20 protein-coding genes are annotated in these 13,803 nt (G+C 67.8%); all 20 read right to left on the reverse strand.

Annotated elements, in window-relative coordinates; translation table 11 throughout:
* Positions 1-169 precede the first annotated feature (169 nt).
* Positions 170-775 carry a 50S ribosomal protein L17 gene (gene rplQ / locus G6017_RS03685; protein WP_182616005.1) on the reverse strand — a complete coding sequence of 202 codons (606 nt, stop codon included), beginning with the start codon at positions 773-775 and terminating at the stop codon, positions 170-172.
* 34 nt (positions 776-809) lie between these two features.
* Complete coding sequence (locus G6017_RS03690; RefSeq protein ID WP_067716627.1) at positions 810-1,844, reverse strand: DNA-directed RNA polymerase subunit alpha; 1,035 nt, start codon at positions 1,842-1,844, stop codon at positions 810-812.
* A 106-nt stretch (positions 1,845-1,950) separates the two neighbouring features.
* A complete protein-coding gene (gene rpsD, locus G6017_RS03695; protein WP_179525909.1) occupies positions 1,951-2,556 on the reverse strand; it encodes a 30S ribosomal protein S4 in 606 nt (201 codons plus the stop codon).
* 22 nt (positions 2,557-2,578) lie between these two features.
* Complete coding sequence (gene rpsK, locus G6017_RS03700; RefSeq protein WP_017838216.1) at positions 2,579-2,986, reverse strand: 30S ribosomal protein S11; 408 nt, start codon at positions 2,984-2,986, stop codon at positions 2,579-2,581.
* The gene (rpsM, locus tag G6017_RS03705) at positions 2,986-3,354 is read right to left on the reverse strand and encodes a 30S ribosomal protein S13 (RefSeq protein WP_179525910.1); all 369 of its coding nucleotides are present in this window, start codon (positions 3,352-3,354) and stop codon (positions 2,986-2,988) included. Before rpsM ends, rpsK begins: the two co-directional genes overlap by 1 nt.
* 169 nt (positions 3,355-3,523) lie before the next feature.
* A complete protein-coding gene (gene infA, locus G6017_RS03710; protein ID WP_010541191.1) occupies positions 3,524-3,745 on the reverse strand; it encodes a translation initiation factor IF-1 in 222 nt (73 codons plus the stop codon).
* A 113-nt stretch (positions 3,746-3,858) separates the two neighbouring features.
* The gene (locus tag G6017_RS03715) at positions 3,859-5,085 is read right to left on the reverse strand and encodes a lipase family protein (protein ID WP_347237938.1); all 1,227 of its coding nucleotides are present in this window, start codon (positions 5,083-5,085) and stop codon (positions 3,859-3,861) included.
* A gap of 141 nt (positions 5,086-5,226) precedes the next feature.
* A complete protein-coding gene (map, locus tag G6017_RS03720; protein WP_182616007.1) occupies positions 5,227-6,030 on the reverse strand; it encodes a type I methionyl aminopeptidase in 804 nt (267 codons plus the stop codon).
* 6 nt (positions 6,031-6,036) lie between these two features.
* Entirely contained in the window at positions 6,037-6,582 is a 546-nt protein-coding gene (locus tag G6017_RS03725) for an adenylate kinase (RefSeq protein ID WP_182616009.1), read from the reverse strand.
* 50 nt (positions 6,583-6,632) lie between these two features.
* Positions 6,633-7,955, reverse strand: coding sequence for a preprotein translocase subunit SecY (gene secY, locus G6017_RS03730; protein WP_179525913.1), 1,323 nt, complete (start codon positions 7,953-7,955; stop codon positions 6,633-6,635).
* 205 nt (positions 7,956-8,160) lie between these two features.
* Positions 8,161-8,610, reverse strand: a complete 450-nt coding sequence (rplO, locus tag G6017_RS03735; RefSeq protein ID WP_179525914.1) for a 50S ribosomal protein L15 — start codon at positions 8,608-8,610, stop codon at positions 8,161-8,163.
* A gap of 2 nt (positions 8,611-8,612) precedes the next feature.
* Positions 8,613-8,795, reverse strand: coding sequence for a 50S ribosomal protein L30 (gene rpmD, locus G6017_RS03740; RefSeq protein WP_017838209.1), 183 nt, complete (start codon positions 8,793-8,795; stop codon positions 8,613-8,615).
* 3 nt (positions 8,796-8,798) lie between these two features.
* Positions 8,799-9,467 carry a 30S ribosomal protein S5 gene (rpsE, locus tag G6017_RS03745; RefSeq protein WP_182616011.1) on the reverse strand — a complete coding sequence of 223 codons (669 nt, stop codon included), beginning with the start codon at positions 9,465-9,467 and terminating at the stop codon, positions 8,799-8,801.
* A gap of 43 nt (positions 9,468-9,510) precedes the next feature.
* Positions 9,511-9,906, reverse strand: coding sequence for a 50S ribosomal protein L18 (gene rplR, locus G6017_RS03750; protein WP_241730653.1), 396 nt, complete (start codon positions 9,904-9,906; stop codon positions 9,511-9,513).
* Positions 9,907-9,908: 2 nt separating this feature from the next.
* Positions 9,909-10,445, reverse strand: coding sequence for a 50S ribosomal protein L6 (rplF, locus tag G6017_RS03755; protein ID WP_179525916.1), 537 nt, complete (start codon positions 10,443-10,445; stop codon positions 9,909-9,911).
* Between the two features lie 11 nt (positions 10,446-10,456).
* Positions 10,457-10,855: a 30S ribosomal protein S8 gene (gene rpsH, locus G6017_RS03760; RefSeq protein ID WP_179525917.1), complete on the reverse strand. Its 399-nt coding sequence runs from the start codon at positions 10,853-10,855 to the stop codon at positions 10,457-10,459.
* A 273-nt stretch (positions 10,856-11,128) separates the two neighbouring features.
* Positions 11,129-11,701, reverse strand: a complete 573-nt coding sequence (rplE, locus tag G6017_RS03765; RefSeq protein WP_179525918.1) for a 50S ribosomal protein L5 — start codon at positions 11,699-11,701, stop codon at positions 11,129-11,131.
* Positions 11,702-11,703: 2 nt separating this feature from the next.
* Positions 11,704-12,018, reverse strand: a complete 315-nt coding sequence (gene rplX / locus G6017_RS03770) for a 50S ribosomal protein L24 (protein WP_179525919.1) — start codon at positions 12,016-12,018, stop codon at positions 11,704-11,706.
* 1 nt (position 12,019) lies between these two features.
* Positions 12,020-12,388, reverse strand: coding sequence for a 50S ribosomal protein L14 (gene rplN / locus G6017_RS03775; RefSeq protein WP_095717592.1), 369 nt, complete (start codon positions 12,386-12,388; stop codon positions 12,020-12,022).
* Positions 12,389-12,533: 145 nt separating this feature from the next.
* Positions 12,534-13,803: alpha/beta hydrolase (locus G6017_RS03780; RefSeq protein ID WP_182616013.1), on the reverse strand; the 1,270-nt coding region annotated here is incomplete at its 5' end.

The raw sequence follows: 13,803 nt of genomic DNA on the forward strand, positions 1-13,803 counted from the left end.
ATGCACCCGACCGCGGCGGGGCACCGCGCGATGGCCGAGGCCGTGGGCGCCGTTCTCTGACGGGGACCGCCGGGACGACGACCGGACGACGACGAGGGCCCCGCCGACCGCGTGACGCGGTGGGCGGGGCCCTCACACCGGATCCGTGACGGATCGGGCCTGACGCGACTCAGGCCTTGTCGGTGTCCTCGCTGGTGGCGTGGGTGGTGTCCTCGGACACCGCGTCGGCGGTCTCCTCGGCGGTGTCCACGTCGGCGTCGTCGGCGGCCTCCACCTGATCGGCGATCGGGCTGTTGGCCTCGGCCTCGGCGGTCACCTCATCGGTGGTCACGTCGTCGGTGGACTCCGTGGCCGAGGTGTCGGCCGACTTCTTGGAGGCGGCGGCGCGGGTGGCGCGCGTGGCCTCGGCGGACGCCAGCGGCTCGGTGACGAGCGCGATCATCGCCATGGGCGCGTTGTCGCCCTTGCGGTTCTCGAGCTTGACGATCCGGGTGTAGCCACCGTCGCGGTCGGCGACCCGGGGGCCGATCTCGGCGAACAGCTTGTGCAGGACGTCCTTGTTGCGGACGAGCTTGGCGGCCTCACGACGGTCGGCCAGCGTGCCGCGGCGCGCCTTGGTGATGAGCTTCTCCGCGTACGGACGAAGCAGCTTCGCCTTGGTCTCCGTGGTACGGATCGCATCGTGCTCGAACAGCTGGGTGGCCAGGTTCGACAGGATGAGCCGCTGGTGGGCCGGGGATCCGCCGAGGCGGGCGCCCTTCTTGGGCTTGGGCATCAGATTCTCCTAGGAATGGTGTGCTGAGAGCTCGTCAGAGCTGCTCGGTCTCGGCGTAATCCTCGCCGCCCTCGTCGGTCCACGTCCCGGTCTCGGCGTCGTAGCCGGCGACCGAGGCGGGATCGAACCCGGGGGGCGCATCCTTGAGCGACAGGCCGAGCTCGACGAGCTTGACCTTGACCTCGTCGATCGACTTCTGACCGAAGTTGCGGATGTCGAGCAGGTCCGACTCGCTGCGCGCCACGAGCTCGCCCACGGTGTGGACACCCTCGCGCTTGAGGCAGTTGTAGGACCGGACGGACAGGTCCAGGTCGTCGATCGGCATGCCGTAGGCGGCGATGTGATCGGCCTCGGCCGGGCTGGGCCCGATCTCGATGCCCTCGGCCTCGTCGTTGAGCTCACGTGCCAGGCCGAAGAGCTCGACCAGCGTCTTGCCCGCGGACGCCAGGGCGTCACGGGCGGTCATCGAGTTCTTGGTCTCGACGTCCAGGACCAGGCGGTCGAAGTCCGTGCGCTGGTGCACACGGGTGGCCTCGACCTTGTAGGTGACCTTGAGGACGGGCGAGTAGATCGAGTCGACCGGGATGCGGCCGATCTCGTGTCCCGCGTCCTTGTTGAGCCCCGCGGGGACGTAGCCACGACCGCGCTCGACGACCAGCTCGATCTCCAGACGGCCCTTCTCGTTGAGAGTGGCGATGTGCAGGTCCGGGTTGTGCACCTCGACGCCGGACGGCGGGACGATGTCACCGGCGGTGACGGCTCCCGGGCCCTGCTTCTTGAGGTACATGGTGACCGGCTCGTCCTCGACGGACGAGACGACCAGGCCCTTGAGGTTCAGGATGATGTCGGTGACATCCTCCTTGACGCCCGGCACGGTGGTGAACTCGTGCAGGACACCCTCGATGCGGATGCTGGTCACGGCCGCGCCCGGGATGGACGACAGCAGCGTGCGACGCAGGGAGTTGCCGATGGTGTAGCCGAAACCGGGCTCGAGGGGCTCGAGCACGAACCGCGAGCGGTTCTCGGAGACGACCTCCTCGGTGAGGGTGGGCCGCTGGGAGATGAGCATGTGCTACCTCTTTCGATTCTCGGCGTCCGCTATTTGACGCCGTAGTAACCCACCGTCGCCGGGCGGGCCGCGATGTGCGGCCCGCCCGGCGACGGGGGAGGACAGATCACTTCGAGTAGAGCTCGACGATCAACTGCTCCTGCAGCGGCACATCGATCTGCGCGCGCTCGGGAAGCTGGTGCACGAGGATGCGGAGCGTCGTGGGGACGACCTGCAGCCACGCCGGGACGGGACGCTCGCCGAGCATCTCGGTGGCGATCTCGTACCAGTCCATCTTGGTGGACTTGGGACGGACGTCGATGATGTCGTACTGCGACACCCGGTAGCTCGGGATGGTCACCTTCTGGTCGTTGACCCGGAAGTGACCGTGGCTCACGAGCTGGCGTGCCTGGCGACGCGTCTGCGCGAGACCCGCGCGGTACACGACGTTGTCCAGACGCGATTCCAGGATCTGGAGGAGGTTCTCGCCGGTCTTACCGCCCCGGCGGTTGGCCTCCTCGTAGTAGCGACGGAACTGCTTCTCCATCACGCCGTAGGTGAAGCGGGCCTTCTGCTTCTCCTGCAGCTGGGTGCGGTACTCGGACTCCTTGATCCGCGCGCGGCCGTGGTGGCCGGGCGGGAAGGGCCGACGTTCGAATGCGGTGTCCCCACCGACGAGGTCCACGCCCAGACGGCGGGACTTGCGGGTGACGGGGCCGGTGTAACGTGCCATGGTTCTCTACGTTCCTTCCGGCTCAGACTCGACGCCGCTTGGGCGGACGACAGCCGTTGTGGGGCTGGGGGGTGACATCGGAGATCGTGCCGACCTCGAGGCCGGCGGCCTGGAGCGAACGGATGGCGGTCTCACGACCCGAACCCGGGCCCTTGACGAACACGTCGACCTTCTTCATGCCGTGCTCCTGCGCCTTGCGGGCCGCGTTCTCGGCGGCGAGCTGGGCGGCGAAGGGCGTCGACTTGCGCGAGCCCTTGAAACCGACGTGGCCCGAGGACGCCCAGGCCAGAACGGCGCCGGACGGATCCGTGATCGAGACGATCGTGTTGTTGAACGTGCTCTTGATGTGGGCCTGGCCGTGAGCGACGTTCTTCTTCTCCCTGCGACGGCCCGTCTTCTTGGGGCCCGCAGCGCGTGACTTGGGGGGCATTACTTCTTCTTTCCGGCGACGGTCTTCTTCGGGCCCTTGCGGGAGCGGGCGTTGGTCTTGGTCCGCTGACCGCGGACGGGGAGACCCCGGCGGTGGCGGATGCCCTGGTAACTGCCGATCTCGATCTTCCGGCGGATATCGCCCTGGATCTCACGGCGGAGGTCACCCTCGACCTTGTAGTTGCCTTCGATGTCATCACGAAGGACGGTCAGCTGCTCGTCGGTGAGATCCTTGGTGCGCAGGTCCGGGCTGACCCCGGTCCGCTCGAGGATCTCGACGGCCCGCGTGCGACCGATGCCGAAAATGTAGGTGAGCGCGATCTCCATACGCTTGTCACGTGGGAGATCAACGCCGGCAAGACGTGCCATGTGGCGTTTCTCTTTCGTCGTGCGGTAGGTCTGCTCCCCGACCGTCCCCGATGCCGCATGGTCATCTCACGATGAGCATCCGTCCGGGGCCCTGGCCTCCGCATCCAGGGGTGTGGTACCCGCCTCGACCAGGTACTTCAGAGGCGGCTGGTTCAGGGAGTTGAGCGCTTTACTTGTAGCGGTAGACGATCCGACCGCGGGTGAGGTCGTACGGTGACAGCTCGACGACCACCCGGTCCTCGGGGAGGATGCGGATGTAGTGCTGCCGCATCTTCCCACTGATGTGCGCGAGGACCTTGTGTCCGTTCTCGAGCTCGACGCGGAACATTGCGTTCGGCAACGGCTCGACAACTCGGCCCTCGACCTCGATGGCTCCGTCTTTCTTTGCCATGCTGGTTACGGTCCTCCACGATTCCCCGGATGTCGTCTACCGGATTCTGGTGCACTGGTGGGCACACCGACGTATAAGCCTACGTCAGTGGTCGTTCTAGTGCCAATCGGCGCTCACCCGTAGCAGGCGCGTCCTGCCGGCACGCCGTCGAAGCGCTGCTGCAGCCAGTTCATCGCGGCCGGCAACTTCTCCACCGCGCCGAGGAGATGCTCGGGCGCCAACCCCGGCTCCCACGTGAGCGGGGTCCCCTCGCGGCAGTAACGCGTGGCGGTCTCCTCCGCGTCCCAGAACGGCACCAGCGGGTCGGTGCGGGAATGCCACATGAACACCGGCACCCGGGGGACGTCCGGTGTCAGGCGCACGCTGTTCTCCGCGAAGGCCCGCATCAGGCCCTCCTCCGCGAGCAGGTCTCCCCCCTCGAGGACCATGGGCACGGACCGGAACGCGCCGTACACCAGCAGCGAGGCCGTGCACCTGCCCTTCATCCGCTCGAACAGCGCCCAGCCCTCGGGGGTGAGCTTCTCCTCGAGACGGATGTCCTCCGGGTACTCCCGAGCCATCCCCACGGCGGCGGCGAAGGCCAACCCGAACGCGGGGTGCGGCCAGTTGCCGATCATCCGCGCCATCGTCGTCATGTCCGTCGGGATGCCGCCCTGGGCGACCCCCACCAGGTTGACGTCCGGTGCGTAGTCGTCGTGCATGAGCGACACCCAGGCACTGGCGATCCCGCCACCCGAGTACCCCAGCGCCCCGAACCGGCTGTGCCGGGCGTCGAACCGGGGGTCGTCGCGGACGGCCCGCATCCCGTCCAGCACGATCCGCGCGGACAGCTGTCCCCCGGGGTAGGCGACCTTGGGACCGAGATGATCGGGGATGAGCACCGTCCAGCCCTGGTCCAGCCGGACCCGCAGGAACGCCATCGCGTTGTCCTGCACCGTCTCGAGGGTCGGGTTGACCAGGGTCTCGGTGGGGGCGCAGCTCTGCCCCAGTGCGTTCAGGTAGTGCTGGTAGCTCAGGACGGGGCCGTTCGGGCGCGCGTGGGGCGGCCGGACCACCGTCGCCGTCGCGAGGATCGGACGGTCCCGGGTGTCGGTCGACCGGTACGCGATCTCCGTCACCTCGTACCCGAGGAACGCGGGCATGGTCACGACCCGGGTGTTGATCACCTGTCCGAGACCCGCGGCCGCGAGCACCGCGGGGTCCGCGTGATAGAACGGCGCCGGCTGGGGGTCCTCCATCAGGGACCCCTGTCCGCCCTCCATGAGCGACTGCGCGGCCGCGGACGGGGTCGGTCCCGCCATCTGGGCCAGGATCACCACCATCGTGAGGACAGCCGCCACAGCCGAGCGCGTCGGTGTGATCGTGGTTCGGCGCACGTGGGGGTGAACGAGCATGCCCTGACCTTTCAGGCCGGTGGTCAACAGTGGGAACACTCTAACCTGAGGCCCGGAGGGCCCGGCACCGGTCCCCCGCGACCGCGCTCAGTCCGTGGGCCGAACGGTGAGCACGCGGGGGCCGTCGGCGGTGACGGCGACCGTGTGCTCCCAGTGTGACGACGGCGACCCGTCCACCGTGACGACCGTCCAGTCGTCGGACAGGGTGCGGGTGTCGGTCTCGCCACCCAGGACGAGCATGGGCTCGACGGCCAGGACGGACCCCTCCTGGAGCCGCGGCCCCTTGCCCGGCTTGCCCTCGTTGGCGAGGAACGGCCACTCGTGCATCTCACGACCGATGCCGTGCCCGCCGAACCCGTCGACGATCCCGAGGGTGACGCCGAGACGCTGCTCCGCGCGACGCGTGGCGGTCTCCAGGGCGTGCGAGACGTCCGTCAGGCGGCTACCGGGAGTCATGGCGAGGATGCCCTCCGCGAGCACCTCCCGCGTCGCCTGGTTGAGAAGGGCCACCTGAGGGTCCAACTCGCCCACGCCGAAGGTCCACGCGGAGTCGCCGTGCCACCCGTCCAGCACCGCGCCGCAGTCGACCGAGACCAGGTCGCCCTCCTGCAGGACGGTGGTGGGTCCCGGGATCCCGTGGACGACCACCTCGTTGACGGAGGAGCAGATCGACCCGGGGAACCCCTCGTACCCCTTGAAGGACGGGACCGCACCGGCGTCCCGGATCAGCTGGTCGACCAGGGAGTCGAGATCCGCGGTGGTCGCGCCCGGAACCGCCGCCTCGCGCGCGGCGACGAGCGCACGACCGACGATCCGGCCGGCCTCTTCCATCGCGTCCAGCTCGCCGGGAGTGCGCGCTGTCACCACGCTCGTGCGCGACCGACCGAACACGACTGCTCAGCGATCCAGCGCGGCGAGGGCCCGTGCGTTGATCTCGTCGACCTCGCCCACGGCGTCGACGGTCGTGACATCGTCGCCGTAGTACTCGAGGAGGGGGGCCGTCTCGGACCGGTAGACGGACATGCGGTTGCGGATCACGTCCTCCGTGTCGTCCTCACGACCGCGGGCGAGCATCCGCGCGACCACGGTGTCCTCGTCGACCTTGAACTCGATCACGGCGTCGAGCTCGAGACCCGCCTCGGCGAGCATGCCCTTGAGCGCGTCGGCCTGCTCGACACTGCGGGGGTAGCCGTCGAGCAGGAACCCCTCGGTCGCGTCGGGCTCACCGATACGCGCCTCGACCATCCGGTTGGTGACGTCGGCGGGAACGAGGTTCCCGGCGTCGATGTAGGACTTGGCCTCCTTGCCGAGGTCCGTCCCCTGGGAGATGTTGGCCCGGAAGAGGTCACCCGTGGAGATGTGCGGGATCCCGAGCTTCTCCGACAGCAGGGCCGCCTGGGTTCCCTTGCCGGCGCCGGGGGGGCCGAGGAGGACGAGACGCATGGTGAGGACCAGCCTTTCTTTCGGTGTGATGTGCTCGGGGGTGCGGGCGACTACTTGAGGAAGCCCTCGTAGTTGCGCTGCATGAGCTGAGCCTCGATCTGCTTCACGGTGTCGAGACCCACCGACACCATGATGAGCACAGCGGTGCCACCGAACGGCATGTTCTGCATGTCTCCACCCCCGCTACCCATGTCGAGGAAGACGTTGGGCAGCACCGCGATCAACCCGAGGTACAGGGAACCGAACAACAGGATGCGGTTGAGCACGTACCCGAGGTACTCGGCCGTCGGGCGACCCGGGCGGATGCCGGGGATGAAGCCACCGTACTTCTTCATGTTCTCGGCCTGCTCCATCGGATCGAACTGGATGGCCACGTAGAAGTACGCGAAGAAGATGATCAGGGCGAAGTACAGCAGGATGTAACCCCAGCTCGAGGGGTTCTGCAGGTACTGCATGACGTACCGCTGCCAGAACCCGTCCGCGGCGGGCTCGGGTCCCTGGATCAGCTGGGTGATGAGGATCGGCACGTACATCATGGACGACGCGAAGATCACGGGGATGACGCCGGCCTGGTTGACCTTGAGCGGCAGGTAGGTCGACGTGCCGCCGTACTGACGACGGCCGACCATGCGCTTGGCGTACTGGACCGGGATGCGGCGCTGGCCCTGCTCGACGAACACGACGGCGACCACGATCAGCACCACCGCGAACATGACCGCGGCGAACTTCAGCGTCGAGGAGTTCTGGTAGATGTTGACGCCCTCGGCGGGGATCCGCGAGGCGATGCCGGCGAAGATCAGCAGCGACATGCCGTTGCCGACGCCGCGGTCGGTGATGAGCTCACCGAACCACATGACGAGGGCTGCGCCGGCGGTCATCACGATGACGATGGTGGCCAGGGTGAGGATGTCGCCGTCCATGAGGACGGACTCGCCGTTGCCGAGCAGCTGACCCCGGTCGGCGAGCGCCACGATGCCGGCGGACTGCAGCACCGCGAGCGCGATGGTGAGATAACGCGTGTACTGCGTCATCTTGGCCTGACCGGACTGCCCCTCCTTCTTGAGTTGCTCGAAGTAGGGGATCACCACGGTGAGCAGCTGCACGATGATGCTCGCCGTGATGTACGGCATGATGCCGATCGCGAACACGGACAACTGCAGGAGTGCGCCGCCGGAGAACAGGTTGACCAGGGAGTACAACTGCGCGTTGTCCCCGGTCATCGCGGTGTCGAGGAGTCCCCGGAGCTTGGGGTAGTCGACACCGGGCGACGGGATCTGCGCGCCGATGCGGTAGAGGATGATGATCCCGAGGGTGAAGAAGATCTTCTTCCTCAGATCCGTGTCCTTGATCGCGGACGCGAGTGCGGAGAGCACATGTCCTCCTGGTCATGGACGGCCCGTAGCCGCCGCCTTCGTCGAATGCAGATGCGCCGGGAGGGTCAGACCGACGGCAGTGGTGCCGCACCCCGAACGCACAACAAGAAAAACTGTATCAAGATGAGCGCAGGGGCCGGATCCGAGACTCTCGGACCCGACCCCTGCACCCGTCATCCGGCCCCGTCGGGGGCCGGTCGGGGACTCAGGCCCCGGCCTCCGACACGCTTCCGCCGGCGGCCTCGATCTTGGTCTTGGCCGACGCGGACACCTTGTCGACGGCCACGGTCACGGCCACGGAGATGTCCCCGTCGCCCAGGACCTTGACCGGCTGGTTCTTGCGGACGGCCCCCGCGGCGACGAGCTCGGCGACGCCGACCTGCCCACCGGAGGGGAACAACCGCTGGATGTCGGACACGTTGACGACCTGGAAGACGACCTTGTTGCGGTTCTTGAAGCCCTTGAGCTTCGGAAGACGCATGTGGATCGGCATCTGGCCACCCTCGAACGCCGCGGGGACGTTCTTGCGTGCCTTGGTTCCCTTGGTACCGCGACCGGCGGTCTTGCCCCGCTTGCCGCCCTCACCGCGACCCACGCGGATCTTGTCGGTGTGGGCGCCGGGTGCCGGGCGCAGGTGATGCAACTTGATGGTCATGCTCACTCCGTCTCTTCGACCACGACGAGGTGGTTCACGACGTTGATGAGACCCCGGGTCTGAGCGTTGTCCTCACGGACGACCGTCTTCCGGATGCCCTTGAGTCCCAACGTCCGCAGGGAGTCCTTCTGGTTCTGCTTGGTCCCGACAGTGCCGCGGACCTGGGTGATCTTGAGGTTGGCCATGATCTACGCCCCCTGTCCGGCACGTGCGCGGAGCATGCCCGCGGGTGCGACGTCCTCGATGGGCAGACCACGGCGGGCCGCGACCTCCTCGGGACGATGGAGACCCTTGAGCGCGGTCACCGTGGCGTGGACGACGTTGATGGCGTTGTCCGACCCCAGCGACTTGCACAGGATGTCGTGCACGCCGGCGCACTCGAGCACGGCACGCGCCGCGCCGCCCGCGATCACACCGGTACCCGGCGAGGCCGGACGGAGCATGACGACGCCCGCGGCCGCCTCACCCTGGATCGGGTGCGGGATGGTGGAGCCGATGAGCGGGACGCGGAAGAAGTTCTTCCGGGCCTCCTCCGACCCCTTCTGGATCGCCGCCGGCACCTCCTTGGCCTTGCCGTAGCCGACGCCGACCATGCCGTTGCCGTCACCCAGGATCACGAGGGCGGTGAAGCTGAACCGCCGACCGCCCTTGACGACCTTGGAGACGCGGTTGATGGTGACGACGCGCTCGATGAACTGTGACTTCTCGTCGTCGCGGCCACCGCGACGATCGTTTCCGCCACGGCCACGGCCCCCGCCGCCGCCGCTGCGGCCGCCCTGGGCGTTGTCGTTGGTGGTGGTCTTGTTGTCCGCGGCGGGCCCGGTGCTTCCGCCGTCACGACGCTGACGTCCCGGCATCAGACGGTCCTTCCGTTAAGGGTCAGTGCAGTGGTCTTGGTCATCAGAACTCCAGCCCACCCTCGCGGGCGGCGTCGGCCAGGGACGCGATCCGGCCGTGGTACTTGTTACCACCACGGTCGAACACGACGGCATCGATGCCGGCGGCCTTGGCGCGCTCGGCCAGGAGCTGGCCGACCTTCGCGCTGCGGTCCTTCTTGTCGCCCTCGAGAGTGCGGACATCGGCCTCGATCGTCGACGCGGCGGCCAGCGTGCGGCCGGCCAGGTCGTCGATGATCTGGGCGTGGATGTGGCGCGAGGACCGGTTGACGACCAACCGCGGACGCTCGGGGGTACCGGCGACCTTCTTGCGGAGGCGGTAGTGGCGCCGGGTACGGCCGACACGACGTGCTGTCGAGACGTCGGTACCCAGCGGGGAACGCTTCTTTGTGCTGCTCATGGTCACTTACCCGTCTTTCCGACCTTGCGACGGACCTGCTCGCCCTCGTAACGGATGCCCTTGCCCTTGTACGGGTCGTGCTTCCGCAGCCGCTTGATGTTGGCGGCGATCTGGCCCACCTGCTGCTTGTCGATCCCGGAGATCGAGAACTTCGTGGCGCCCTCGACGGCGAACGTGATGCCGTCGGGTGCCGCGATCGGCACGGGGTGCGAGTAGCCGAGGGCGAACTCGAGGTCCGTGCCCTTGGCGACGACGCGGTAACCCACGCCGAAGATCTCCATCTTCTGCACGTAACCCTCGGTGACGCCCACGACCATGTTGTTGACCAGGGAGCGGGAGAGGCCGTGCAGCGACCGGTTGTCCCGGTGGTCGTCGGGACGGTTCACCGTGATGGTGCCCTCCTCGACCGACACCGTGATCGGTGCGGGGAGATCCTGGGTGAGCTCACCCTTGGGACCCTTGACGGTGATGGTCTGGCCGTCGACCTTGATGTCGACGCCGGACGGAACGGTGATCGGAGCCTTGCCGATTCGTGACATTTCTCGCCCCCTTACCAGACGTAGGCGAGGACTTCCCCGCCCACCTTCTTGTAGTTCGCCTGACGGTCCGTGAGCAGACCCTGGGAGGTCGAGATGATCGCGATACCCAGTCCGCCGAGGACCTTGGGCAGGCCGGTGGACTTGGCGTACACGCGGAGACCCGGCTTGGAGACTCGCTTGATGCCCTGCAGGCTGCGCTGGCGCGACGGGCCGTACTTGAGGTCGATGGTGAGCTTCTTGCCCACCTCGGCGTCCTCGACGGCGTAGTCGGTGATGTAACCCTCTTGCTTGAGGATCGCCGCGATGTTGCCCTTGATCTTGGAATGCGGCATGGAGACGGTGTCGTGGTACGCCGAGTTGGCGTTACGCACACGCGTCAACATGTCCGCGATGGGGTCGGTCATCGACATGGATTTACCATGTTCCTTTCTCGTCACGGTTCCCATGCAGCACGGGCGCGGTCGACCTGTGGGCCGGCCGTGTCCGTCGTGGGCCTATCACGAAGAGTTCGAATGTTCTGTTGTGTGGGGCCCGCCGATCGTCTGACGATCTGCGGGGGACCCGCCGCGCGTGGCGCTCTTCTCGCCACCCGCGACCCGACGGCTGGGCCGTCTGCCCGTCGCCGGGGACCCGCTGATGCGGTGCCCCGGCGCGGACGGCCGGTCCGGCCCTGACCCGTGAGGTCAGTCCTCCTTGAAGGGGAAGCCGAGGTGCTTGAGCAGCGCCCGACCCTCTTCGTCGTTCGTCGCGGTCGTGACGACCGTGATGTCCATGCCGCGGGGGCGGTCGACCTTGTCCACGTCGATCTCGTAGAACATGGTCTGCTCGTTGAGCCCGAAGGTGTAGTTGCCGTGACCGTCGAACTGCTTGCCCGAGAGGCCACGGAAGTCGCGGATTCGCGGGAGGGCGATCGTCGTCAGACGATCGAGGAACTCCCACATGCGGTCACCGCGCAGCGTCACACGCGCGCCGATCGGCATCCCCTCGCGGAGCTTGAACTGCGCGATGGACTTGCGGGCCCGGCGGATCTGCGGCTTCTGGCCGGTGATCAGCGTGAGGTCGGTGATGGCGCCGTTGATCAGCTTGGCGTCACGGGCGGCGTCACCGACACCCATGTTGACGACGACCTTGACGACGCCCGGGATCTGCATGACGTTCGCGTACTCGAACGTCTCGTTCAGGGCCGGCTTGATCTCGGCGCTGTACCGCGCCTTGAGACGCGGCGTGTACCCGGTGGGAAGTGCGGTTTCGGTCATGGTCACAGGTCCTTCCCGGTCTTGCGCGAGACCCGGACGCGCTTACCGTTCTCGTCGGTGCGGATTCCGACGCGCGACGGGGCGCCGTCCGCGTCCACGACCATCACGTTGGACACGTGGATCGGGGCCTCCTGCGTGACGATGCCACCGGAGGAGGCGCCACGCTCGGCAGCCGAGTTGGCGGTGTGCTTCTTGATGCGGTTCACGCCCTCGACGAGGACCTTCTCCTGCGCGGGGAAGGCCTGGATGACCTTGCCCTTGGCGCCCTTGTCCTTGCCGGCGATGACGAGCACCGTGTCGCCCTTGTGGACCTTCATGTCAGAGCACCTCCGGAGCCAGCGAGACGATGCGCATGAACTTCTTGTCGCGCAGTTCGCGACCGACGGGCCCGAAGATACGGGTACCACGCGGGTCGTTGTCGTTCTTGATGATGACGGCGGCGTTCTCGTCGAACTTGATGTACGAGCCGTCCGGGCGACGGCGCTCCTTGGCGGTGCGCACGATGACGGCCTTGACGACCTCACCCTTCTTGACGTTGCCACCGGGGATGGCGTCCTTGACGGTGGCGACGATGATGTCGCCCACGCCTGCGTAGCGACGCTTGGATCCGCCGAGAACGCGGATGCAGAGAATCTCCTTGGCACCCGTGTTGTCGGCGATCTTGAGTCGCGACTCCTGCTGGATCATGGTTCTCCTGACCAGGCTTGTTCAGATGTGTGCCGGATTCCGACCCGACACACGCGGCCACGTCACCCGCACCGGTCTCGCGACGCGGCTACCACGGGCAACTGTTCCAGTGTAGGGGTCCCGGCGCCCGAGCCCCAAATCGCCCTCAGCCGCCGAGGGAGCCGGCCGATCCGGTCGACCCCAGCGACCCCGCCGAGCCGGCGGAACCGGGATCCACTCCCCCGGACGCCGGCCGGAGGCTCGGGACCGCCGGCGCCAGACCCGACAGGATGTGATCCATCCCCGGCAGCATCTGGGTCACGAAGACGGGCCAGTTGTGGATGCCGGTCGGCATGTAGTTCATCCGCAGGTCGACCCCCGCGACTCCGGCCAGGGCGGACTCGAGCTTCCTGGTGCTCTCGTAGGAGCCCTTCTCGAGGACGTGCCCGTCCACGAGGATCATCTCGTTGCTGCCGAAGTGCCCCAGCTCGGCCGAGCCCACCCGGCCCGTGGCGGCACTGAGGTACACGGTCTTGCCGGCGAGTCCGGACGGGTCGGCCACGGTGTCGTGGTCCCGCCACGCCTGGGACCCCCGCGGGCCCCACATGTTCGTGGCGTCGCCGTTCCGCGCGGCCACGGTCAACCGCGCGTACTGGTAACCCAGCTCGTCGGTCGTGGAGTAGGCGCCGCTGATCCCGGCGACCGCGTCGAACATCCCCGGGTTGGTGTTGGCCAGGTGAACGGCCGCGGAAGCACCCATCGACAGGCCCATCACCCCCCAGCTGCCGTTGTGCGCGAGCGGAGCGGCCGAACCGCTCAGCCCCTGCTCCAGGAGGGGCGGGAGCTCGTCGATGAGGAAGGTCTCCCACATGTTCGGCCCCAGGACCGGGTCGTCGGCCTGCCAGTCCGACCACATGGAGGCCGGAGCACCCGTCGGCGCGATCACGTTGACCGCGCGGTCGCGCAGGGCCGGGTCCCCCCAGCCCATCCCGGTGCTCCACCCCGACGGGGATTCGCTTCCCACGCCGTCGAGGAAATACACGTTGGGGGCGTCCACGCCGTCCGGCGCCCGGTACACCTCGACCCGGACGGTCCGCTGCATCGAAGCCGATGTGACGGTCCAGACCTCCGCCCGGCGGTCGACGGGGTTCAACGAGCCCGGGAACAGCGGGGCGATGTGGCGCACCGTCGTCTGCGTGATCGAACCGTCGCGCGTGGAGACGGGCCCCGAGGGCGATTGGGAGCTGCCCGGGCGGGGGAAGTCACCGGACCCGGCGGCGGCGACCGAACCGAGCACGGACGTCAGCGGGATGGGGGCGCCCAACTGCGTGAGGGCGGCGACGCTCAGCGACGGGACCCCGAGCAGGCTGCCCGGTGCGACGCTCGGCACAAGGGATCCGGGGTCGAGGCTCTGCGCCCCCGCCGTCCCCGCACCC

This window comes from Dietzia sp. B44, assembly GCF_014145245.1.
Taxonomy (GTDB): Bacteria; Actinomycetota; Actinomycetes; order Mycobacteriales; family Mycobacteriaceae; genus Dietzia; species Dietzia natronolimnaea.

Excerpts from the sequence above, each read along its gene's own strand:
- rpsM (WP_179525910.1), bottom strand. The coding sequence starts at position 3,354 with ATGGCACGTCTTGCCGGCGTTGATCTCCCACGTGACAAGCGTATGGAG.
- G6017_RS03690 (WP_067716627.1), bottom strand. The coding sequence starts at position 1,844 with ATGCTCATCTCCCAGCGGCCCACCCTCACCGAGGAGGTCGTCTCCGAG.
- G6017_RS03725 (WP_182616009.1), bottom strand. The coding sequence starts at position 6,582 with ATGCGTCTCGTCCTCCTCGGCCCCCCCGGCGCCGGCAAGGGAACCCAG.
- rplX (WP_179525919.1), bottom strand. The coding sequence starts at position 12,018 with ATGAAGGTCCACAAGGGCGACACGGTGCTCGTCATCGCCGGCAAGGAC.
- rplN (WP_095717592.1), bottom strand. The coding sequence starts at position 12,388 with ATGATCCAGCAGGAGTCGCGACTCAAGATCGCCGACAACACGGGTGCC.
- rpsD (WP_179525909.1), bottom strand. The coding sequence starts at position 2,556 with ATGGCACGTTACACCGGCCCCGTCACCCGCAAGTCCCGCCGTCTGGGC.
- rplR (WP_241730653.1), bottom strand. The coding sequence starts at position 9,906 with ATGAGCAGCACAAAGAAGCGTTCCCCGCTGGGTACCGACGTCTCGACA.
- rpsK (WP_017838216.1), bottom strand. The coding sequence starts at position 2,986 with ATGCCCCCCAAGTCACGCGCTGCGGGCCCCAAGAAGACGGGCCGTCGC.
- rpsH (WP_179525917.1), bottom strand. The coding sequence starts at position 10,855 with ATGTCGATGACCGACCCCATCGCGGACATGTTGACGCGTGTGCGTAAC.
- rpsE (WP_182616011.1), bottom strand. The coding sequence starts at position 9,467 with ATGCCGGGACGTCAGCGTCGTGACGGCGGAAGCACCGGGCCCGCCGCG.
- rpmD (WP_017838209.1), bottom strand. The coding sequence starts at position 8,795 with ATGGCCAACCTCAAGATCACCCAGGTCCGCGGCACTGTCGGGACCAAG.
- rplE (WP_179525918.1), bottom strand. The coding sequence starts at position 11,701 with ATGACCGAAACCGCACTTCCCACCGGGTACACGCCGCGTCTCAAGGCG.
- rplQ (WP_182616005.1), bottom strand. The coding sequence starts at position 775 with ATGCCCAAGCCCAAGAAGGGCGCCCGCCTCGGCGGATCCCCGGCCCAC.
- rplO (WP_179525914.1), bottom strand. The coding sequence starts at position 8,610 with ATGACCATCAAGTTGCATCACCTGCGCCCGGCACCCGGCGCCCACACC.
- rplF (WP_179525916.1), bottom strand. The coding sequence starts at position 10,445 with ATGTCACGAATCGGCAAGGCTCCGATCACCGTTCCGTCCGGCGTCGAC.
- infA (WP_010541191.1), bottom strand. The coding sequence starts at position 3,745 with ATGGCAAAGAAAGACGGAGCCATCGAGGTCGAGGGCCGAGTTGTCGAG.